This is a genomic window from Corticibacter populi, from assembly GCF_004217315.1.
Lineage (GTDB): Bacteria > Pseudomonadota > Gammaproteobacteria > Burkholderiales > Burkholderiaceae_C > Lampropedia > Lampropedia populi.
Map to the genome: position 1 here is coordinate 266,641 of NZ_SGWR01000003.1, position 19,434 is coordinate 286,074.

Genomic DNA, 19,434 nt, shown 5'->3' on the forward strand with positions numbered 1-19,434 from the left:
TCAGAATGACACCTTCTTTCCCCCACAGGAGTTCGATCCCATGAGCCGCACCCATGCCTATGCCGCCGAGGCAGCCGATGCCGCGCTGGCTCCCTTTGCGTTCGAGGCTCCTGCGCTGGGTGATCACGACGTGCGGCTGGAGGTGCTTTACTGCGGCGTCTGCCACTCGGACCTGCATGCGGCGCGCAATGACTGGGGCGCCACCACCTATCCCATCGTGCCGGGCCATGAGGTGATCGGCCGGGTGGTCGAGGCGGGGGCCAATGTCACACGCCACCGCATTGGCGATGTGGTCGGGGTGGGCTGCATGGCCGATTCATGCCGCGTCTGCCGCGACTGCCAGGCCGGGCTGCAGCAGTACTGCCGATCGCTGGTGTGGACGTACGACAGCCTCAACCCCAAGACCGGGCAGATCACGCGCGGCGGCTATGCGAGTGCCATGGTGGTGGACGAGGCCTATGTGCTGCGCATCCCGCCGGGGCTCGACCTGGCTGGCGCGGCGCCGCTGCTGTGCGCCGGCGTTACCACCTGGTCGCCGCTGCGCGAGTGGCAGGTCGGCCCCGGCATGCGGGTGGGCGTGGTCGGGCTGGGCGGGTTGGGGCACATGGCCGTCAAGCTCGCCAGCGCGCTGGGCGCGGAGGTCGCGCTCATCACCACCTCGCCGGGCAAGGCGGCCGACGCCCGGCGCCTGGGCGCCAGTGCGGTGGTGGTCTCCACCGACAAGGCGCAGATGAAGGCGCAGGCTGAGGGTTTCGACTTCATCCTCGACACCGTCTCGGCCGAACACGACCTCAATCCGCTGCTGTCGCTGCTGCGGCGCGATGGCACACTGGTGCTGCTGGGCATTCCCCCCGAAAACCAGCCGCCCATCCGCGCCATCCACCTGACGGCACGGCGCAAGCGTCTGGCCGGCTCGCTGATCGGCAGTATCGCCGAAACGCAGGACATGCTCGACTTCTGCGCCGCGCACGGCATCACTGCCGATGTGGAAGTCATCGCCATGGATGCCATCAACACCGCCTACGAGCGCATGCTGCGCAGCGATGTGAAGTACCGCTTCGTGATCGACATGGCCACGCTGGCGCATGCGTGAACATGAACATGAACATGAACGTGAGCGTGGCATGGGTGTGACACGCCCGCAGGATGCACAGGAGCAGCCATGAACGGCGGAAATCCGGACCCGCTGGAGCGCGCCATCGTGATGGCCGTGCAGGCACACGCCGGCCAGCGCGACGACGATGGCTCGCCCTACATCCTGCACCCGCTGCGGGTGATGGCCGGCCTGCAAAAGCCGGCCACGCCCGAGCAGCGCATGGCCGCCGTGCTGCACGACACGCTGGAGCAGACCGCGCTGACGCGCGCCGACCTGCTGGCCGCCGGCATCCCCGCGGAAGTCGTCGAGGCGGTGGAGATCCTCACCCGCCCAGAGACGGAATCGCGCCTGAGCGCCACCCGCCGCGCGGCGCAAAACCCGATTGCCCGCGCCGTCAAGCGCGCCGACATCCTCGACAACATGGATCTCTCGCGCATCCCCGCTGCGCAACCCGAGGACCACGCCCGCATGCAGGAATACCGCGCGGCGCTGGCCTTGCTGGAAGCGCTGTAGCGCCTGCCCCGGTCTCAGCCATTCAGGCCCGGTAGCCAGGTGGAGATCGCCGGCACGGCGCAGATCAGCACCAGCACCGCGAGCACGGCCAGCAAAAAGGGCGTGGTGGCGCGAAACAGCGGCCACATGCCGATATGCGCCTGGTTCATCGCGATGAACAGGCCCGGCCCGACCGGCGGTGTGACCAGCCCCATCACGGTGGCGATGGTGCAGACCACACCGAACTGGATGGGATCGATGCCCAGCGTCTGCACCACCGGCATCAGGATGGGCACCAGCACGATCAGCACCGCGATGCTTTCGAGGAACATGCCCAGCAGCAGCATCAGCAGCACGGCCAGCAGCATGAACAGGAATGGAGAGTCGGTCAGCCCGGCGATGAAGGCCACCATCAAGTCAGGAATGCCCTCGAACGCCAGCACCCAGCTCAGCACCGCCGCCGAGGCGATCAGGCTGGTGATGGTCGCGGTGGACAAGGCCACGGCGGCGAGGATCGACGGCAGGTCGCGCAGCCGGATTTCCCGGTAGCCCACGCCCAGCGCCAATGCCAGCAGCGCCGCCACCGCGCCAGATTCGGTGGGCGTCATGACTCCGGCCATGATGCCGACGATCACCACCACCGGGATGACGCCCGGCAGGATGCCCGCCAGCAGCACTTTCGCGGACTCGCCCGCCGCACGCGGCGCGCGCGTGCCGGCGGGCAGGCGCGTGCCCAGCAAGCCGTAGAGCAGGATCACCAGGCCCAGCGCGGCGACGATCAGCAGGCCCGGCAGGATGCCGGCGATGAACAGCGGCGCAATCGGCTGCACCGCCACCACGCCGTAGATGATCATCAGCATGGACGGCGGAAAGATCGGCCCGAGCAGGCCGGCGCTGACCGTCACGGCGCCCGAGAAGGCGCGGTCGTAGCCGCTTTTTTCCATCGCCGGAATCATCACCTTGCTCATCACGCCGATCTGCGCGACGGCCGAACCGAGGATGGAGGCGGCCATCGCATTGGTCAGCAGATTGGCGTAGGCCATGCCGCCCTTGATGCGCCCGACCAGCAGTTCGGCCACGGCGATCAGGCGCTGCGTCAGGCCGCCGCGGTTCATGACTTCGCCGACCAGCAAAAACAGCGGGATCGCCAGCAGGCTGTTGATCTCCAGCGAGCCGTAGAGCTGGATGGGGATGGAGTCGTAGAGCATGGCCAGATCGTGCGTGGCCATGAAGACCACGCTGGCCAGCAGCAGCGCGCCGAAGATCGGCATGCCCGCCAGCAGCGCCGCGAAAAAGAGTGCGAGCGTCAGCATGCGCGTGCCTCCTGCGGGCGGCTTGGCAGCAGCCGTAGCATTGCCGCGAACTGGTGCCAGCACATGGCCGCGGCCGCCAGCGGCAGCGCGCTGTAGTTGTACCAGCGCGGCAACTGCGTGGTCGCGCCCATTTCCAGCCGAACGTCGGCGCGCGCCACCCACTGCCAGCCCAGCCAGGCCAACAGCAGCAGGATGGCCAGCATGGCGAGGGCGCTGAGCAGGTTCAGCGCCAGTTGGCCGCGCCGGCCCAGCATTTGCGGCAGGAAGTTGATGTTGACCAGTTGGCCGTGGTGGATCAGCAGCGAGATGCCGAACAGCGTCATGAACACCAGCAACTGCACGGACACTTCCTCCGCCCAGAACAGCGGCGCGTTGAAAAAATACCGCAGGATGACCTGCAGCATCATCAGGCCGGTCATGCCGGCGGCAATGGCCACCAGCAAGCAGCGCTCGACAAATGCCAGCGCCCGGTCGATGGCGTGGATGGCAGACAGTGCGGACATGGCAATCTCCGTGGGTTGGCGGACGGCGGATGGCAGCCGTTGGTCGGCGTGCGTTACTTCAGCGCCGTGGCCTGCTGGTGGAACGCACCGATGAGGGCATTGCGTGTGATGTACTTGCTGCGCACCGGCGCGGCCACCTGCTCGAAGCTGGCCAGATCGGGCGTGCTGATTTGCGCGCCATCGGCCTTGGCGGTGGCCAGGTTGCGCGCCTCGGCGGCAATGGCCTGCTCAAACCCCCACGCCTGGGCCTCCTCCACCGCAGCCCGCAGCGTGGCGCGCTCGGCCTCGCTCAGCCTGTCCCAGTGCCGCTTGGAGACCACGATCACCGACGGAAAGGCCATATGGTTGGTCAGGCTCAGATAAGGTGCCTGCTGGTGGTACTTCATGCTCACCAGCGCGTCCAGATCGACGTCCACCGCATCGAGCAGCTTGGTGGTCAGCGAGGGCGCCACCTCCGAGAGCGGCATGGCGGTGGGCGCGGCATGGTTGGCGGTCCACCAGTCGTTGTAGATGGGACTGGGGAAGGAGCGGATCTTCTGGTTGGCCAGGTCAGTCGCGGTGCGGATCTCGGTGGCGGAGAGGACGTGGCGCATGCCCGCCATGGCATAGCCTAGGCCGACCATGCCGTGCGGTTCGAGCCGCTCGAGCATGGTTTGCGCCGCGGGCGTCTGCGTGGCCCTGGTGGCGTGGGCCACGTCGGTGAAGGTGTAGGGCAGCGACCAGGCGAGAAACGACTCCTCGCGGTTAGACAGCGCGCCGGCCGTGAGGATGCCCAGCGGCATGGCGCCGGACTGCAGCAGGTTGATCATCTGCGCCTCGTTCCCGAGCTTGGCCAGCGGGTTGTTGGCGACCTTGGTCTTGCCGCCGGTGGCTTCGGCAAGGTTGCTGCCGATGCGATCGGCCACCTGGCTCCAGACGTGGGTCGGGGCGGTGACGTGGCCCATGCGCAGGGTCTGCGCATGGCTCAGGCCCGCGGTGGTGCATGCGGCGGTGAAAGCCACCGCATGCAGCAAGCGGCCCGTCCATTTCGTCAAACGATGGGAAGGAAAAGGCATGGTTTGTCTCCTTGTTGCCGTAGTTGTCTGTGCTTGACCAGGATGCGTGCCCGGTACGGATCCACCAACGCGTGGCTCAGCGGCCTGGCGCAGCCAGGCAGTCGCCGGCATGCCAGCCGTGCAGCCATTGCAAGGCGTCGTAGAACTGCTCTTGCGTGCGTCCGACCCACAAGGCGTTGCGCACCTGCCGCTCCACGCCTTTGGCGTGGTAGAGGCGCCCCATCTCGCGGGCCGACCACAGCACGCGTGCGGTGCGGGGAATGCGCGCCTGTTCGTAAAGGCCAAAGGCCGCTTCGAAATCGCCGTCGGTGCGACCAATCGCCTCTCCCAGGGTGACAGCGTCTTCAAGCGCCTGGCAAGCGCCTTGTGCCAGGTATTGCGTCATCGGGTGCGCCGCATCGCCCAGCAGGGTGACGCGGCCGAAGCTCCACTGCTCGACCGGGTCGCGGTCGGCGGTGGCCCAGCGCTTCCATGAGGTCGGGCGGTCCAGCATCTGGTGCGGCAGCGGGTGGATGCCTTCAAAATAGCTCAGCACTTCTTCCTTGCTGCCGTCCTTGACACCCCATTCCTCCTGCGCCCGGCTGTGGAAAGTCACCACGAGGTTGTATTGCCGGCCGCCGCGCAGCGGGTAGTGCACCAGGTGGCAATGCGGGCCGGCCCAGACCACCGGCGCATTCATTTGCAGGTCGGCCGGCATGTTCTCCACATCCACTACAGCGCGATAAACCACATGCCCGGTGACGCGGGCTTCATCGCCCAACAACTTGGCACGCACGGCCGACTTGACACCATCGCAGCCGATCACGGCATCTGCCGTGAAGCGCTCGCCCTGCTGGTCGATCACAGTGGCGGTCCTGCCGTCCTGCACCACATCCACCACCGTCTTCGAGGTGTGGAAGCGAATCAGCGGATTGGCCTGCACCGCCTCCAGGATGGAAAGGTGGATGTCGGCGCGGTGGATCACGCCATACGGGTTACCAAAGCGGCGGCGGTAGGTCTCGCCGGTTTCCACCCGCGCCACGGGCCTGGCGTCCACCGCATCCATCATGGTCAGGTGCTCGGTGAAGACGGCGCGGCTGCGTGCCGCATCGCCCACGCCCAGCGCATCCAGGGCGGCAAAGGCGTTCGCGCCGAGTTGGATGCCCGCACCGATCTCGCCAATGGTGGCGGCCTGCTCCAGCAAATCAACCTGGATGCGTTGGCGTGACAACGCCAGGGCTGTTGCCAGGCCGCCGATGCCACCACCGACGACGATGGCAGTAGGTGCAGATGGGGATGGGTTGTTCATGGGAGTCTCCTTTTGCGCAGTCATGCGTCTATCGTTCTCGGATCACTGGCTCAAGCTTGAAAGTCGGTCTGGCGCGTCGGCTGCGCCGCAATGAAGGCTGGATGGGCATCAGCGTGCACATACACGGCCATGACGCGGCGGTAGGCGCTCAGCTCGCAGCCCATGCGCAAGGCATTGGCCACCTGCGGCACCAGGCAGACGTCGGCTAGCGTGGGCGCCTCGCCAAAGCACCAGGGGCCATGCCCGTGCTGTTCGAGCAGGCGCTCGACCGCGGCGAAGCCTTCGGCGATCCAGTGCGCATACCAGGCGCTCTTCTGCGCGGCGCTGGCGCCAAGTACGTCCTGCAGGTACTTCAGCACGCGCAGGTTGTTGACCGGGTGCATGTCGCAGGCAATCGCATGGCTCAGCTCCAGTACGCGGGCGCGCGCCTGCGGCTCCTGCGGAATCAGGCGCGGCGCGGGCTGGAGCTGGTCCAGGTAATCGATGATGGCCAGCGACTGCCCCAGGCGGAAATCGCCATCGACCAGCGCCGGCACCGATGCCGAGGGATTGATGCCCTGCACATAATCGTCGGCGCGATGTTCGCCGATGCGGATGTTGACGCCGTGGTAATCCACCGCCAGCCCCTTGAGGGCCAGCGCGATGCGCACGCGGTAGGAGGTCGAGCTGTTGAAGAAGCTGTAAAGCTGCACGCCGCGCTCCCGCATCACACCACGCGCACGCGCAGCTCGCCCAGGCGCTCCACGCCGGCCACCATCAGGTCGCCGGCCTGCACCGCGCCCACGCCCTCGGGCGTGCCGGTGAAGATCAGGTCGCCCGGCTCCAGGCGGAAGTAGCGCGAGAGGTCGGCGATGGTCTCGGCCACCGACCAGATCAGGTGCGAGACGTTGCTGCGCTGGCGGTCCTGGCCGTTGACGCTCAGCCAGATGGCGGCATCGCTGAAGTGGCCCACCGCGCTGGCCAAGTGCAGCGGTGCAATCGGGGCGGAGGCGTCGAACGCCTTGCCGATCTCCCACGGGCGGCCCATCTCGCGCATCTTCATCTGCAGGTCGCGGCGGGTCATGTCCAGGCCGACGGCATAGCCCCAGACATGTTGCAGCGCCTGCTCCACCGCAATGTCGCTGCCGCCCTGGCCAATGGCCACCACCAACTCGGCCTCATAGTGGTAGTTGCTGGTGTTGGCCGGGTAGGCCAGCTCCAGCGTTTGGCCATCTGCGACGGGGATTACCGCGTCGGCGGGCTTGCAGAAGAAGAACGGCGGCTCGCGGTCGGGGTCGAACCCCATCTCGCGGGCGTGGGCGGCGTAGTTGCGGCCCACGCAGTAGACGCGCCGCACGGCAAACTGGGCATCGCTGCCGGCAACGGGAATGGCCACTGGGGCGGGAGGCGGAAAGACGAAGGACATGGTGGCTCCTGTGATGGATGTGAAATGGAGGGACGCAAGCGTGGGCAGGGCAAGGTGCATCGGGCCGGCCATCGTTCGCAGCAGCGCCAAACGCCCGCAGTGCTTCAAGGCGCGTTCAACAGCGCGTTCAACGACACGTTCAAAGGCGCTCTTCGCGCAACAGGTTCAACGCGGCCTGCACCGGCCGGTCGGAGTAGCTGAACAGCACGGCGTCCGCATCGGCCGAGAGGCGCAACGGCTGCCACGATGGCACGACGAAGGTGTCGCGCGGGCCGAAGGCGAAGGCGGTCTCGCCGATGTGGGCGGTGCCACGGCCTTCGACCACGCTGAAGACGGTGGCATCGGTCTGCCGGTAGCTGCGCCCCTCGAACCCGGCGGGCAGCAACTGCATGAAGGTGGCCATCGTCGGCATCGGCCAGCCGCCGGTGGCCGGGTTGACGTAGCGCAGCTTGACGCCATCCCAGGCGTCGATGTCGCCGTGGCGGGAGAGCTTCTCCAGCGCCTCGCGGCTGCGGCTGTACGGATAGCTGAAGATCGGCGAGGTCGGATCGGTGACCTGGTGCCGCACCGGCACCATGTTGTGGCCGAAGCGCGCGAAGCTGCTGCCTTCGGGGCGGGTGACGGGTTGCTCGGCCTCGGGATAGTTCTCGGCAAAGCCGCCATCCAGGTGTACCAGCAGCGGAATGTCCAGCCCATCGAGCCAGACCACCGGCTCGCCGCCTTCGGCCTCGATGGGGTTGCCGTGGTCGTGCCAGGTCCACGACGGCGTGATGATGAAATCGCCCGGGTGCATGGTGGTGCGCTCGCCGTTGACGGCGGTGTAGGCGCCGCTGCCCTCGACGATGAAGCGCAGCGCCGACTGGGTGTGGCGGTGGCTGGGCGCGACCTCGCCGGGCAGGATCAGCTGCAGGCCGGCATACAGCGTGGAGGTGATGCTGGAGCGGCCCGGCAGGCCGGGGTTTTCCAGAATCAGCACCCGCCGCACGGCTTCCTCGGCGCTGATGATGGCGCCGGCCTGCATGACCAGCGGCCGCACCTCGTCGTAGCGCCACAGCGCGGCGACGGCCTTGGGCCGGGGCTGGGCTGGCACCAGGCTGTGCAGCGACTCCCACAGCGGCGTCAGCCGCTGCGCCGCGATGCGCTCGTAATAGGCCTGGCGCTCGGCCTGCGTGGTGGCTGCAACGGTGGTGCTCATGCGTGTCTCCTATACCATTTGGTTTATGGCCCGCCGGACTTCTCTCACGTCATGGCCGGCAAATCTGCTGGTTTGTCTGGATTATTTGCACGCGGTCTGCCCACGTAAAATGGTCTTTTGTTATTAGGCATATCTTTATCCATATACCTTTCACCTCTTCACGAGTACGACCGATGGACTGGACCGACCGCCTGCGGCTGCGCAACCTGCAAATGCTGCTCAGCCTGGCCCATACCGGCAACATGAGCCAATCCGCGCTGGCGTTGAACACCACCCAGCCGGCCCTGTCCAAGTGGCTCAAGGAGCTGGAAGAAGACATGGGCCTGCAACTGTTCGAGCGCCATGCGCGGGGCCTGCGGCCAACGCCGCACGGCGAGGCGCTGATCGCGCATGCGCGCCGCATCAACGCCCACCTGGACAGCGCCCGCGACGACATGCAGGCCCTGCGTGAAGGCGGCCACGGCCTGGTGGTGCTGGGCACCTCCGGGGCTTCAGCCTCCGATCTGGTGCCGGGGGCGGTGCTGCATCTGCTCGAACGCCTGCCGCAGACCCGCATCCGGCTGATGGAAAGCACCATGAACGTGCTGATGCAGCAACTCGCCACGGGCGAGCTGGACGTCGTGGTCGGCCGCACCGCGCCGGAGCTGCAGGAGGCGGTGACCGTCTCGGAAACGCTCTACATGGAGCCCATCCATCTCGTGGCCCGCCCGCAGCATCCGCTGTTCGCACGCGATGCCCTCGACTGGCCGGACCTCATGCAGTACCGCTGGCTGGTCTGGCCCAAGGGCACGCCGATCCGCAACACGCTGGAGAACGCGCTGGCCGCTGCCGGGCAGGTGCTGCCGCGCGGCCACATCGAATCGAACTCGGTGACGCTGAACCTCACGCTGATCAACAGCAGCGACATGATCGGCCTGGCCTCGCACCGCGCCGCCGTGCGCTTCTCCCAACTCGGCGGCATGCGCATCGTGCCGCTGAAGATGTCGGGCTTTGGCACCGTCTCGATGTACTGGCGGCAAGGCAGCACCAACCGCATCGCCGTGGCCGCGATGCTGTCGGCCCTGCGGCAGGCGGTGGGCAGCGGCTGAGCCGGCAGGTGCCGGTCATGCGGCGCCTGTCAGGTGCCGGATCAGCAACTGGGTTGCGCTGGAGCGCGAGGCATCGCCCCGCACCGCGATCACCAAACGCCGCCGCGCCCATGGCTCGGCCAGCGGGCGGGTGGTGAGTCCGAGCGCCCGGGTGTAGAGCCGCGCCGAGCCGGCCGGCAGCACGCCGATGCCCAGCCCGGCCGAGACCATCAGGCACATGGCATCGAAGCTGGTGACGTGGATGCGCATGCGCAGCGGCGCCTTGGCCAGCGCCGCCGCGACGATGAGCTGGTTGTTGATGGCGCTGCCCAGGTGCGCGCCGACGAAGTCGTAGGGCAGCGCGTCGGTCATCCGCACCGAGGCCTGTTCGGTGAGGGGATGGCCTTGCGGTGTCACCAGCACCAGCTCGTCCTCGCGGTAGGAGATGAACTGCAGCCCGTCGCCATACTGGCCTTCGTTGAGGATGCCCAGGTCGGCCGTGTTGGAGAGCACCGACTGCGCCACCTGGGAGCTGATCTGCTCGTCGAGCTGGATCTGCACGCCGGGGTAGTGCGTCAGAAAGCTCTTCAGGTCGGCCGGCAGGAACTGGGTGATGGCCGATATGTTGGCGGCCACGCGCACCTGACCCAGCATGCCGCTGCCCCAGGAGAGCATCTGCGCGCCGATGCTGTCCAGATCATTGAGCACGGTGCGCGCCAGGTTCAGCAGTGCGTAGGCTGCGGGCGCTGGTGCCATGCCCTTGTTGCTGCGGGTGAACAAGGTTACGTCGAGCTGCTGCTCCAGTTCGGCGAGCCGGCGGCTGGCCGCGGAGGCGGCAATGCATTGCCGCGCGGCGGCTGCGGCAATGGTCTTTTCTTCCATGGCGGCGACGAACAGGCGCAGGGAAATCGGGTCTATCTTCATCGCGAAATGCGTTGATTGAAGAAAAATCGGCTGATGCTTATATATGGGTTAACCCTGCATTGTAGAGTTGCCATGCCGGATTGCGATGGCAAGCTGACGCAATAGCGCTTTGCAACGCCTGCCGATGGTTCGATGATCAGCGCCAAAGGAGACGCAACGATGCTGGACCAGATCGTCGATTCGGGCGTGCTCGCCGGTGTGCGGGTGGTGGAGATGGGGCAATTGATTGCCGGGCCGTTCTGCGGCAAGACGCTGGGGGATTTCGGCGCCGATGTCGTCAAGATCGAGCCGCCTGGCGCGGGCGATCCGCTGCGCAACTGGCGCATGGTCAAGGATGGCACTTCTGTGTGGTGGCAGGTGCAGTCGCGCAACAAGCGCTCGATTGCGCTGGACCTGCGCAGCCCCGAGGGGCAGGACATCGCCCGCAGCCTGATCGCTGAGGCCGACGTGCTGATCGAGAACTTCCGCCCCGGCACGCTTGAGGGCTGGGGCATGTCGCCCGAACAGTTGCATGCCATCAACCCTGGCCTGGTGATGCTGCGCATCTCCGGCTATGGGCAGACCGGGCCGTACCGCGACCTGCCGGGCTTTGGCGTGATCGGCGAATCCATGGGCGGGCTGCGCCATCTGACGGGCGAGCCAGGCCGCGTGCCGGTGCGCTGCGGCATCTCGATCGGCGATACGCTGGCGGCGCTGCACGGCACCATTGGCGTGCTGCTGGCGCTCTACCACCGCAAGGTCAGTGGCGGGCCGGGCCAGGTGATCGACGTGGCGCTGCACGAGGCGGTGTTCAACTGCATGGAAAGCCTGATTCCGGAGTACAGCGTGTTCGGCGCCGTGCGCGACGCCGCTGGCAGCGCGCTGCCGGGCATTGCTCCGTCAAACGCCTATCCCTGCACCGACGGCTGGGTGCTGGTGGCTGGCAATGGCGACAGCATTTTCAAGCGCCTGATGGAGGCCATCGGGCGCGGCGATCTGGGCAACGATGCGGCGCTGGCCAACAACGCCGGGCGCGTGGCGCGCGTGGCCGAGATCGACGCGGCCGTTGCCGCATGGACGCAGCAGCGCCCGGTGGCCGAAGTGCTGCAGGCGCTGGCCGCCGCGCGCGTGCCGGCCGGCAAGGTCTACACCGCCCGAGACATCGCCGAGGACCCGCACTACCAGGCCCGCGACATGCTGCTGACGCAGACCACGCGCGATGGCTATGAAATCACCGTGCCAGGCATCGTGCCCAAGCTCTCGGGCACGCCCGGCGGCATCCGCTCCAGCGCACCCGGCCTGGGCGACGACACCGAGGCCGTGCTGCGCGAGATCGGCGTGAGCGCCGAGCAACTGGCCGCGCTGCGGCAGAAGGGGGTGGTGCAATGAGCCCGCTCCACGCCACCATCAGCAACAAGGCCGATTCCGGCGCCGCCTCGCGTGCCGCGGATGTCTGGCACGGCCAGAGCCGGCGGGTGCGGGTGCAGGAAGTCGGCATGCGCGACGGCCTGCAGATCGAGCAAGCCTTCGTGCCCACCGCCGAGAAGATCGCGCTGGTCGACGCGCTTTCGGCCGCGGGGCTCCGGAAGATCGAGGTCACGGCCTTCGTCTCGCCCAAGGCCATTCCGTCGCTGCGGGATGCCGAAGAAGTGTTTCGCGGCATCACCAAGGCGCCGGGCTGCACCTACAGCGCGCTGGTGCCCAATGTCCGGGGGGCCGAGCGTGCCATCGCGGCGGGTGCCGACGAACTGAACCTGGTGATGTCGGTCACCGAAACCCACAACCTGGCCAACCTGCGCATGCTGCGGGAGCAATCCTTCGCCGGCTTGCGGCAGGTGATCGATACGGTGGGCGGGGCCGTCAGCGTCAGCGTCTCGCTCTCGTGCTGCTTCGGCTGCCCGATGGAGGGCGATGTGTCGCCCGGGCAGGTGTTCGACTGGGTGCAGCGCTTCGCCGACCTCGGCGTCGTCGGCATCAGCCTGTGCGACACCACCGGCATGGCCTACCCATCGCAGGTTCACGGCATGGCGAGCGAGGCGCGCCGGCGTTGGCCGGAGATCGATTTCACGCTGCACTTCCACAACACCCGCGGCATGGGGCTGGCCAACATCCTGGCCGGCCTCGATGCCGGCGTGCGCCATTTCGACGCCGCGCTCGGCGGCCTGGGCGGCTGCCCCTATGCGCCGGGCGCCAGCGGCAACGTCTGCACAGAGGAAGTCGTGCACGCGCTGCAGCTGATGGGCTACGACACGGGCATCGACCTGCAGGCGTTGCTCGATGCCGCTGCGCGCCTGCCGGCGCTGATCGGCCACGACATGCCAGGCCAGCTCGTCAAGGCCGGACCGCGCTGGAAAACCCACCCGCCGCCGGCGGACCTGGCCGAGATCCGCCAGCGCGCCCTGGAGAAGTGACCGCAATAATTTCAACCCAACGAGGAGACAAACCATGAAATCCATCACCCGCAAGCAATTCCTTGCCGCTGTCGCGCTGGCCGCAGCCCTGGGCGCTGCCAGCCTGGCCCAGGCCCAGGCCCCGCAGACCTGGCCGAACCGCGCCGTCACCCTGGTGGTGCCGGCATCTGCCGGCGGCACCACCGACCTGGCCGGCCGCATGCTCTCGCAACCGCTGGGCCAGCGGCTTGGCCAGTCCATCGTGGTGGACAACAAGGCCGGCGGCAATGGCGCCATCGCCGCCAACATCGTGCGCCGTGCCAGTGCCGATGGCTATACGCTGCTGATGCAGTATTCGGGCTTCCATGTCATTTCCCCGCACGTCACCAAGGAGCCGCAATGGCAGCAGGCGGATTTCATCCCGGTGGCCAATGTGCTGTCGGCACCCCAGATCGTGGTGGTGCGCGGCGACTTGCCGGTGAACACGCTTGATGAACTGATCGCCTACGCCAAGGCGCACCCGGGCCAGCTCAACTACGCGTCGTCCGGCAACGGCTCGCTGCAGCACGTCACCGGCGTGCAGCTCGAACAGCAGGCCGGCATCCAGATGGTGCACGTGCCCTATCGGGGCACCGGCCCGGCACTGCAGGACCTGCTGGGTAGCCAGGTCGATCTGACCTTCGGCACTGCGCCGCCTTTCGTGCCGCACGTGCAGTCCGGCCGCCTGCGCGTGCTGGCGGTGACTGGTGCCACGCGGCTGAGCAGCTTCCCCGAGGTGCCCACCACCGCCGAGGCTGGTTACCCTGGCGTCAATGCCACTTCCTGGTTCGGCGTGTTCGCGCCCAAGGGTACGCCCCAGCCGGTGATCGACCGGTTGGTGGGTGCCATCGAAGAAGTGACGGCCGAGCCCGCCTTCGTGCAAAGCGCGACGGAGCAGGGGGCTGCTGCCGACTTCCAGGGCCCGCAGGCCTTTGGCGAGCGCGTCAGGGCCGATTACGAAGCCTGGGGCCAAACCGTTCGGTCCGCCGGGATTCTGCCGGAGTGACGCCGTCCTGCGGCTCCTCGGAACCTGTCCGCCATCTTTTCGTGGTTCACGGCGGGAGGTCAAGAATGCAGGGGGCAAGATGCCCGTAGCAGGCGCAGACTGGCCGCCTGCGCATGGCTGACAACGCCGCCCGGTGCGTTTTTGACCTCCCGCCCTTCGGGACAACGTGACCCATGAAAAAGATCGTGCACAGGTTATCAGTCAGTGGCCAGCGATGCCCATGCCGACAAGGCATCGCCCTCCTGCTCGCGCTGCCGTGACCGGGCCTGCGCCAGCGTGCGCAAGGCAGCCTGGACGATGGCGGCGGCGTCCACCTCGAAGTGGCGGCGCAATGCCGCGCGCGAGTCGCTGCGGCCAAAGCCGTCGGTGCCCAGCGTGAGGTATGGCCGCCCGCTGGGGATGTAGGCCCGCACCATGTCGGGCAGGGCGCGCACGTAGTCGGTGGCGGCGATGATGGGGCCGTTGGTATCGGCCAGGCGCTGCTCGAACCAGCTGCCGACCGCATCGCGCTCGCCGTGGCGCCAGGCGCGCTCGCAGCGCTGGCCTTCGCGCGCCAGTTCGGTGTAGCTGGTCACGCTCCACACCGTGGCGCCGATGCCGTGCTCGGCTTCGAGGATGGCGGCGGCCTTGAGCACTTCGCCCATGATGGCGCCGCTGCCGAGCAACTGCACCTGTTGCGCCGCGTCTTGCCGCCCGGTACGGAAGCGGTACATGCCGCGCAGCACGTCCTCGTGCACGTCGTCCGGCAGGCTGGGGTTCTCGACGTTCTCGTTGGTCACGGTGATGTAGTAGAAGGCGTCTTCCTGCGCCTCCATCATGCGCCGCGCGCCGTGGTCGATGATGACGGCCAGCTCGCCGGCAAAGGCCGGATCGTAGGCGCGGCAGTTCTCGATGGTCGATGCCGCGAGGTGGCTGGTGCCGTCCTGGTGCTGCAGGCCTTCGCCGCCCAGCGTGGTGCGCCCGGAAGTGGCGCCGATCAGAAAGCCCCGCGCGCGCTGGTCGGCCGCGGCCCAGATCAGGTCGCCGATGCGCTGGAAGCCGAACATGCTGTAGTAGATGTAGAACGGCAGCATCGCCAGGCCATGCGTGGAGTAGCTGGTGGCCGCGGCCGTCCATGACGAGATGGCGCCGGCCTCGGAGATGCCTTCCTCCAGGATCTGGCCGTCCTTGATCTCGCGGTAGGCGAGGATGGAGCCGGCGTCCTCGGGCAGGTAGAGCTGGCCGAACGGCGCGTAGATGCCGACCTGGCGGAACAGGTTGGCCATGCCGAAGGTGCGCGCCTCGTCGGCGACGATGGGCACGATGCGCGGGCCCAGTTGCGCATCCTTGAGCAGGTTGCCGAGCTGGCGCACGAAGGCCATGGTGGTGCTCATGGCCTTGCCGTCGGCATCGATGGCGAAGCCGCCGCTTTGCGCCAGCGTGGGTACCGCGACCGGCGGCGCGCTGGCGCGGCGCTGCGGCAGGCAGCCGCCAAGCTGCCGGCGGCGCGCGTGCAGGTATTGCATCTCGGGGCTGTCGGCGGCGGGCTTGTAGAACTCGGCGCGCTCGACCTGTGCATCGCTGATGGGCAGCCGGAAGCGGTCGCGGAAGGCCAGCAGGTCCTCGCGGCCGAGTTTCTTCTGCTGGTGCGTGGTCATGCGGCCCTGGCCGATGCTGCCCATGCCGTAGCCCTTCATGGTCTTGGCCAGCACCACGCTGGGGCGGCCCTGCGTTTGCGTGGCGCGCAGGAAGGCGGCATGGATCTTCACCGGATCGTGTCCGCCGCGGCGCAACTGGTCGATCTCGGCGTCGGAGAGGTGCGCCACCAGCGCTTGCAGCTCGGGCGTCTTGCTGAAGAAGTGGCTGCGGTTGAAGGCGCCGTCGTTGGCCGAGAGGGTCTGGAACTCGCCATCGACGGTCTGCGCAAAGGTGCGGGCGATGGTGTGCGTGTGGTCGCGCGCCAGTAGCGCATCCCATTCCGAGCCCCACAGGCATTTGATGACGTTCCAGCCCGCGCCGGCGAACAGCGATTCCAGCTCGTCGACGATGCGGCCGTTGCCGCGCACAGGGCCATCGAGGCGCTGCAGGTTGCAGTTGATGACGAAGGTGCAGTTGTCCAGCCCCTCGCGCGCGGCCAGCGTCAGCGCGGCGATGGATTCGGGCTCATCCATCTCGCCATCGCCGAAGAAGCCCCAGACGCGCCGCCCGGCCGTCTGCAGCAGGCCGCGGTGCTCTAGGTAGCGCATGAAGCGGGCCTGGTAGATCGCGTTGATCGGGCCGATGCCCATGGAGCCGGTCGGGAACTGCCAGAAATCGGGCATCAGCCACGGATGCGGGTAGGAGCTGAGGCCTTGCACGCCGCGTTGCTGGGCCGACAGCTCCTGGCGGTAATGGGCGATGGAATCCTCCGACAGCCGCCCCTCCAGGAAGGCACGGGCGTAGACACCGGGCGCGGAGTGCGGCTGGAAGTACACCAGGTCGGCGCCGGGCTCGGCCTCCGGCCCTTTGAAGAAATGCTGGAAGCCGGTCTCGAACAGGTCGGCCGCCGAGGCGTAGCTGGCGATGTGCCCGCCCAGCTCGCCGTATTGTGCGTTGGCGCGCACCACCATCGCCAGTGCGTTCCAGCGCAGGATGGCCGAGAGGCGCTTTTCGATGTCCGTGTCGCCCGGGTACTCGCGCTGCTGCGCCAGCGGCACGGTGTTCAGATAGGGCGTGACGGCATCGGCATGCCAGTCGATGCCGCGCCGGCGCGCGTGCGCCAGCAACGTATCGAGCACGGCGCAGGCCTGCTGCGCGCCGGCGCCGGCACCCCAGGCCTCCAGCAGGCCGTCCAGGGCGTCGCGCCACTCCTGCAGCTCGGCAGGATCGGGCGCGCGGTGCTGGCGTTCATCGAGATAGGCACCGAAACGTTGTGGGGTATCCATGGCGTGTCTCCGTAGGGGCGGGGAGAAGGCAGGCCGGGCCGCGCCACGGCCTGCGGGGGGCGTCAGCCGTTGCGGAACAGGAAGCTGTAGGCGTTGAGCGCCGGCACGCCGCCCAGGTGGGCGTAGAGCACCTTGGAGCCTTCGGGAAACTCGCCCAGGCGCACCTTCTCGATCATGCCGTGCATGGATTTGCCCTCGTACACCGGGTCGGTCAGCATCGCCTCCTGGCGCGCGCACAGGCGGATGGCTTCGAGCGTGCCTTCGTTGGGCAGGCCATACTCGGGGCCGCCAAAGCGGGTGTCGAGCACGATGTCGTCCTCGGTGATGTCACGGCCCAGCTCCACCAGCTTGGCGGTGTTCTGCGCGATGCGCAGCACCTGGGCGCGGGTCGCCTCCGGCTTGGCCGAGGCATCGATGCCGATCACCTTGTTGGCGCGGCCATCGGCGGCAAAACCCACCACCATGCCGGCGTGCGTGCTGCCCGTGACCGAGCAGACCACGATGTAGTCGAACTGGAAGCCCAGCTCGGCCTCTTGCTGGCGCACTTCCTCGGCGAAGCCGACGAAGCCCAGGCCGCCCTTCGGATGCTCCGAGCAACCGGCCGGAATCGGGAACGGCTTGCCGCCGGCCTTGCGCACGTCTTCCATCGCCTGTTCCCAGCTGGGGCGGATGCCGATGTCGAAGCCCGCGGCATCCAGTCGCACGTCGGCGCCCATGATGCGGCTCATCTCGATGTTGCCGACGCGGTCGTACACCGCATCCGAGTAGTTCACCCAGTTCTCCTGCACCAGCACGCACTTCATGCCCAGGTGCGCCGCCACTGCGGCGACCTGGCGGGTCTGGTTGGACTGGATGCCGCCGATCGACACCAGCGTGTCGTAGCCGCCTTCGATGGCTTCGGGGATCAGGTACTCCATCTTGCGGGTCTTGTTGCCGCCAAAGGCCAGGCCGGAGTTGCAATCCTCGCGCTTGGCGTACAGCTCGACCTTGCCGCCCAGATGGGCCGAGAGGCGCTTGAGCGGCTGGATCGGGGTGGGGCCGAAGGTCAGGGGATAGCGGGGGAATTTCTGCAGGTTCATGGTCGGACTCCAAGTGGGGTGAAGGGGAGGAAAGTCCTGCCAATGGTAGAGAAAATGCAGAGAAATGTAATTTCTAAAATAATTGATTTTTATTGTGAAAATGATAATTTCATGCGTAATTTATCGATATATATTTCTCTTAATTGAAGAAATGACTAATAATATTTCACATGAAGAATGAACGAGCCGCTTCACTCACTCTGTCCGATCTGGACCGCACCGATCGCCATATCCTGCGGCTGCTGCAGGCCGACGCCTCGGTCTCCAACCAGGCCCTGGCCGAGAAGGTGCATCTGAGCCCGCCGGCCTGCCTGCGCCGGGTCGAACGCTTGAAGAAGGCCGGGCTGATCCGCCAGGTGGTGGCGCTGCTGGAGCCGCAGGCGCTGGACATGGGCATGCTGGTGATGATCGGCGTGGTGCTGGACCGCTCCACCCCCGAAACCTTCGAGGACTTCGAAAGCGCCGTGCAGAAGGTCTCCGGCTGCATGGAATGCCACGTCGTCACCGGCGAATTCGACTACGTCATGCTGCTGCGCACCAAGGACAACGAAAGCTTCAACCGCTTGCACGCCGAGCAACTGCTCTACCTGCCCGGCGTGCGCCAGATCCGCACCTTCATCGGCCTGCGCCAGGTGCTCTCGACCACACGGTTGCCAATCTGAGCGCGAAGGGTTGTGGCAGCGCGCTACGCTTCCTGCAGTTCCCGTACGAAGTCGGCGACTGTAGTGTCTGCCTGCTCCAGCAAGGCGGCTCCCACGACGCCGTGCCAGTGGGTTTCCGCGCCGTGGGCGAGCCGCCACGCATGCAGGCGCCGGGTGCTCAGTTGCAGATCGTATTCCTCGGTGATGCCGATGGCCCCGTGCACCGCGTGCGCGATCGAGGCCACCAGCCCGGCCGCTTCACTGCAGCGCGCCTTGGCCATCGCGGCGGGCAGCAGTGCGGGCACCCGCTGATGCGCGGGGAAGGCACAGGCCACGGCCATGCGCGCGGCGGCAACGTGTTCCGCCATGACGGCCAGTTGATGCTGGATGGCCTGGAATTTGCCAATGGAGCGCCCGAACTGGGATCGCTCGTTGCCATATTGCAGCGTGAGTTCGAAACTCCGCGTCAGGGCGCCTGCCAGCAACGCTGCGTGCAACGCCGCGCCCCACGCCACCAGCGTGGATGCGCCGCAGCAGTCCGCCACGCGCCGGGCATGGCGTGGCAGGTGCGCGGCGTCCCACTGCAGGTCGGCGCTCGCATCATGCGCAATGCCGCAGGAGCGGCGCTGGGCCGCCTGCGCATCGAGCAACCACAGCACGCCGTCCCACTGCGCCAGCACCTGCTCGGCGAGCAGGCCAAAAGGTACGCGCGGTGCGAGGAGGCTGCCATCGGTTTGGACCAAGGCCGCTGGCGCAAATGTGGGCAGGCCATCAGGAACCTCCCATTCCGATGGCAGCAGGCTGCGCAGGGCGATGGCCTGGCCGGCCGGCAACGGCACGCTGTGGTAGCCCAGCGCAGACAGCATCGGCAGCACGCCGGCCAGATCCAGCCAGGCGCCGCCCGCTTCCTCCGCGGCCATGAGCTCCAGGAAGCCGGAGCCCGACAGCGCCTCCCATAGTGGTTGGTGCGACGCCCCTGCCTCGATGGCGCGTACGTCTGCGGGCGTGCAGTGGCCACGCAAGAAGGTCTCGAATGCATCGGTGAACATGAGCAAATCC

At 67.4% G+C, this 19,434-nt stretch carries 18 protein-coding genes; 7 read left to right on the forward strand and 11 right to left on the reverse strand.

The genetic code is table 11. The features are described 5' to 3' along the window. Positions 1-40 precede the first annotated feature (40 nt). Positions 41-1,093 (forward strand): NAD(P)-dependent alcohol dehydrogenase, encoded by a 1,053-nt coding sequence (locus EV687_RS12115; RefSeq protein ID WP_122228355.1) that lies wholly within the window; start codon positions 41-43, stop codon positions 1,091-1,093. A gap of 69 nt (positions 1,094-1,162) precedes the next feature. Beyond that, positions 1,163-1,609, forward strand: coding sequence for an HD domain-containing protein (locus EV687_RS12120; protein WP_122228352.1), 447 nt, complete (start codon positions 1,163-1,165; stop codon positions 1,607-1,609). Between the two features lie 14 nt (positions 1,610-1,623). On the opposite strand, the gene EV687_RS12125 is transcribed toward EV687_RS12120, so the two are convergent. From EV687_RS12125 to gtdA, 7 genes are all read right to left on the reverse strand, one after another. Beyond that, positions 1,624-2,901 carry a TRAP transporter large permease gene (locus tag EV687_RS12125; protein ID WP_122228347.1) on the reverse strand — a complete coding sequence of 426 codons (1,278 nt, stop codon included), beginning with the start codon at positions 2,899-2,901 and terminating at the stop codon, positions 1,624-1,626. Beyond that, entirely contained in the window at positions 2,895-3,404 is a 510-nt protein-coding gene (locus tag EV687_RS12130; protein WP_122228344.1) for a TRAP transporter small permease, read from the reverse strand. Before EV687_RS12130 ends, EV687_RS12125 begins: the two co-directional genes overlap by 7 nt. Before the next feature lie 53 nt (positions 3,405-3,457). Further along, the gene (locus EV687_RS12135) at positions 3,458-4,459 is read right to left on the reverse strand and encodes a TRAP transporter substrate-binding protein (RefSeq protein WP_122228341.1); all 1,002 of its coding nucleotides are present in this window, start codon (positions 4,457-4,459) and stop codon (positions 3,458-3,460) included. Positions 4,460-4,535: 76 nt separating this feature from the next. Then, entirely contained in the window at positions 4,536-5,747 is a 1,212-nt protein-coding gene (locus EV687_RS12140) for a 3-hydroxybenzoate 6-monooxygenase (protein WP_122228983.1), read from the reverse strand. Positions 5,748-5,797: 50 nt separating this feature from the next. After that, the gene (maiA, locus tag EV687_RS12145; protein ID WP_122228981.1) at positions 5,798-6,439 is read right to left on the reverse strand and encodes a maleylacetoacetate isomerase; all 642 of its coding nucleotides are present in this window, start codon (positions 6,437-6,439) and stop codon (positions 5,798-5,800) included. A gap of 14 nt (positions 6,440-6,453) precedes the next feature. Next, the gene (locus EV687_RS12150; RefSeq protein WP_122228979.1) at positions 6,454-7,152 is read right to left on the reverse strand and encodes a fumarylacetoacetate hydrolase family protein; all 699 of its coding nucleotides are present in this window, start codon (positions 7,150-7,152) and stop codon (positions 6,454-6,456) included. Between the two features lie 139 nt (positions 7,153-7,291). Next, entirely contained in the window at positions 7,292-8,347 is a 1,056-nt protein-coding gene (gene gtdA / locus EV687_RS12155) for a gentisate 1,2-dioxygenase (RefSeq protein ID WP_122228338.1), read from the reverse strand. A 173-nt stretch (positions 8,348-8,520) separates the two neighbouring features. Between gtdA and EV687_RS12160 the strand changes: the two genes are divergently transcribed. Then, the gene (locus EV687_RS12160; RefSeq protein ID WP_122228335.1) at positions 8,521-9,435 is read left to right on the forward strand and encodes a LysR family transcriptional regulator; all 915 of its coding nucleotides are present in this window, start codon (positions 8,521-8,523) and stop codon (positions 9,433-9,435) included. A gap of 15 nt (positions 9,436-9,450) precedes the next feature. Here the strand turns inward: EV687_RS12160 and EV687_RS12165 are convergent, their stop codons facing one another. Further along, a complete protein-coding gene (locus tag EV687_RS12165) occupies positions 9,451-10,338 on the reverse strand; it encodes a LysR substrate-binding domain-containing protein (RefSeq protein ID WP_122228332.1) in 888 nt (295 codons plus the stop codon). Between the two features lie 159 nt (positions 10,339-10,497). On the opposite strand from EV687_RS12165, the gene EV687_RS12170 reads away from it, so the two are divergent. The 3 genes from EV687_RS12170 to EV687_RS12180 are packed head-to-tail and all read left to right on the forward strand — an operon-like array spanning position 10,498 to position 13,752. Then, entirely contained in the window at positions 10,498-11,706 is a 1,209-nt protein-coding gene (locus tag EV687_RS12170; protein ID WP_122228977.1) for a CaiB/BaiF CoA transferase family protein, read from the forward strand. Beyond that, positions 11,703-12,728: a hydroxymethylglutaryl-CoA lyase gene (locus EV687_RS12175; RefSeq protein ID WP_122228329.1), complete on the forward strand. Its 1,026-nt coding sequence runs from the start codon at positions 11,703-11,705 to the stop codon at positions 12,726-12,728. The genes EV687_RS12170 and EV687_RS12175 overlap by 4 nt, the downstream gene beginning before the upstream one ends. Positions 12,729-12,762: 34 nt before the next feature. Continuing rightward, positions 12,763-13,752: a Bug family tripartite tricarboxylate transporter substrate binding protein gene (locus EV687_RS12180; RefSeq protein WP_122228326.1), complete on the forward strand. Its 990-nt coding sequence runs from the start codon at positions 12,763-12,765 to the stop codon at positions 13,750-13,752. A 197-nt stretch (positions 13,753-13,949) separates the two neighbouring features. Here the strand turns inward: EV687_RS12180 and mdeB are convergent, their stop codons facing one another. Both mdeB and EV687_RS12190 read right to left on the reverse strand, forming a co-directional pair. Then, positions 13,950-16,655 carry an alpha-ketoglutarate dehydrogenase gene (gene mdeB, locus EV687_RS12185; RefSeq protein WP_122228323.1) on the reverse strand — a complete coding sequence of 902 codons (2,706 nt, stop codon included), beginning with the start codon at positions 16,653-16,655 and terminating at the stop codon, positions 13,950-13,952. Between the two features lie 62 nt (positions 16,656-16,717). Continuing rightward, on the reverse strand, positions 16,718-17,734 hold the full coding sequence (locus EV687_RS12190; RefSeq protein ID WP_122228320.1) for a 1-aminocyclopropane-1-carboxylate deaminase: 1,017 nt from the start codon (positions 17,732-17,734) through the stop codon (positions 16,718-16,720). A 170-nt stretch (positions 17,735-17,904) separates the two neighbouring features. Here EV687_RS12190 and EV687_RS12195 point away from each other — a divergent pair, with 170 nt between their 5' ends. Further along, positions 17,905-18,396 carry an Lrp/AsnC family transcriptional regulator gene (locus EV687_RS12195; protein WP_122228317.1) on the forward strand — a complete coding sequence of 164 codons (492 nt, stop codon included), beginning with the start codon at positions 17,905-17,907 and terminating at the stop codon, positions 18,394-18,396. Between the two features lie 23 nt (positions 18,397-18,419). Here EV687_RS12195 and EV687_RS12200 read toward each other — a convergent pair whose 3' ends face one another. Further along, positions 18,420-19,424, reverse strand: coding sequence for an acyl-CoA dehydrogenase family protein (locus EV687_RS12200; RefSeq protein ID WP_122228314.1), 1,005 nt, complete (start codon positions 19,422-19,424; stop codon positions 18,420-18,422). Positions 19,425-19,434: the final 10 nt, after the last annotated feature.

Excerpts from the sequence above, each read along its gene's own strand:
- EV687_RS12115 (WP_122228355.1), top strand. The coding sequence starts at position 41 with ATGAGCCGCACCCATGCCTATGCCGCCGAGGCAGCCGATGCCGCGCTG.
- EV687_RS12120 (WP_122228352.1), top strand. The coding sequence starts at position 1,163 with ATGAACGGCGGAAATCCGGACCCGCTGGAGCGCGCCATCGTGATGGCC.
- EV687_RS12125 (WP_122228347.1), bottom strand. The coding sequence starts at position 2,901 with ATGCTGACGCTCGCACTCTTTTTCGCGGCGCTGCTGGCGGGCATGCCG.
- EV687_RS12130 (WP_122228344.1), bottom strand. The coding sequence starts at position 3,404 with ATGTCCGCACTGTCTGCCATCCACGCCATCGACCGGGCGCTGGCATTT.
- EV687_RS12135 (WP_122228341.1), bottom strand. The coding sequence starts at position 4,459 with ATGCCTTTTCCTTCCCATCGTTTGACGAAATGGACGGGCCGCTTGCTG.
- EV687_RS12140 (WP_122228983.1), bottom strand. The coding sequence starts at position 5,747 with ATGAACAACCCATCCCCATCTGCACCTACTGCCATCGTCGTCGGTGGT.
- EV687_RS12150 (WP_122228979.1), bottom strand. The coding sequence starts at position 7,152 with ATGTCCTTCGTCTTTCCGCCTCCCGCCCCAGTGGCCATTCCCGTTGCC.
- gtdA (WP_122228338.1), bottom strand. The coding sequence starts at position 8,347 with ATGAGCACCACCGTTGCAGCCACCACGCAGGCCGAGCGCCAGGCCTAT.
- EV687_RS12160 (WP_122228335.1), top strand. The coding sequence starts at position 8,521 with ATGGACTGGACCGACCGCCTGCGGCTGCGCAACCTGCAAATGCTGCTC.
- EV687_RS12165 (WP_122228332.1), bottom strand. The coding sequence starts at position 10,338 with ATGAAGATAGACCCGATTTCCCTGCGCCTGTTCGTCGCCGCCATGGAA.
- EV687_RS12170 (WP_122228977.1), top strand. The coding sequence starts at position 10,498 with ATGCTGGACCAGATCGTCGATTCGGGCGTGCTCGCCGGTGTGCGGGTG.
- EV687_RS12175 (WP_122228329.1), top strand. The coding sequence starts at position 11,703 with ATGAGCCCGCTCCACGCCACCATCAGCAACAAGGCCGATTCCGGCGCC.
- EV687_RS12180 (WP_122228326.1), top strand. The coding sequence starts at position 12,763 with ATGAAATCCATCACCCGCAAGCAATTCCTTGCCGCTGTCGCGCTGGCC.
- mdeB (WP_122228323.1), bottom strand. The coding sequence starts at position 16,655 with ATGGATACCCCACAACGTTTCGGTGCCTATCTCGATGAACGCCAGCAC.
- EV687_RS12190 (WP_122228320.1), bottom strand. The coding sequence starts at position 17,734 with ATGAACCTGCAGAAATTCCCCCGCTATCCCCTGACCTTCGGCCCCACC.
- EV687_RS12195 (WP_122228317.1), top strand. The coding sequence starts at position 17,905 with ATGAAGAATGAACGAGCCGCTTCACTCACTCTGTCCGATCTGGACCGC.
- EV687_RS12200 (WP_122228314.1), bottom strand. The coding sequence starts at position 19,424 with ATGTTCACCGATGCATTCGAGACCTTCTTGCGTGGCCACTGCACGCCC.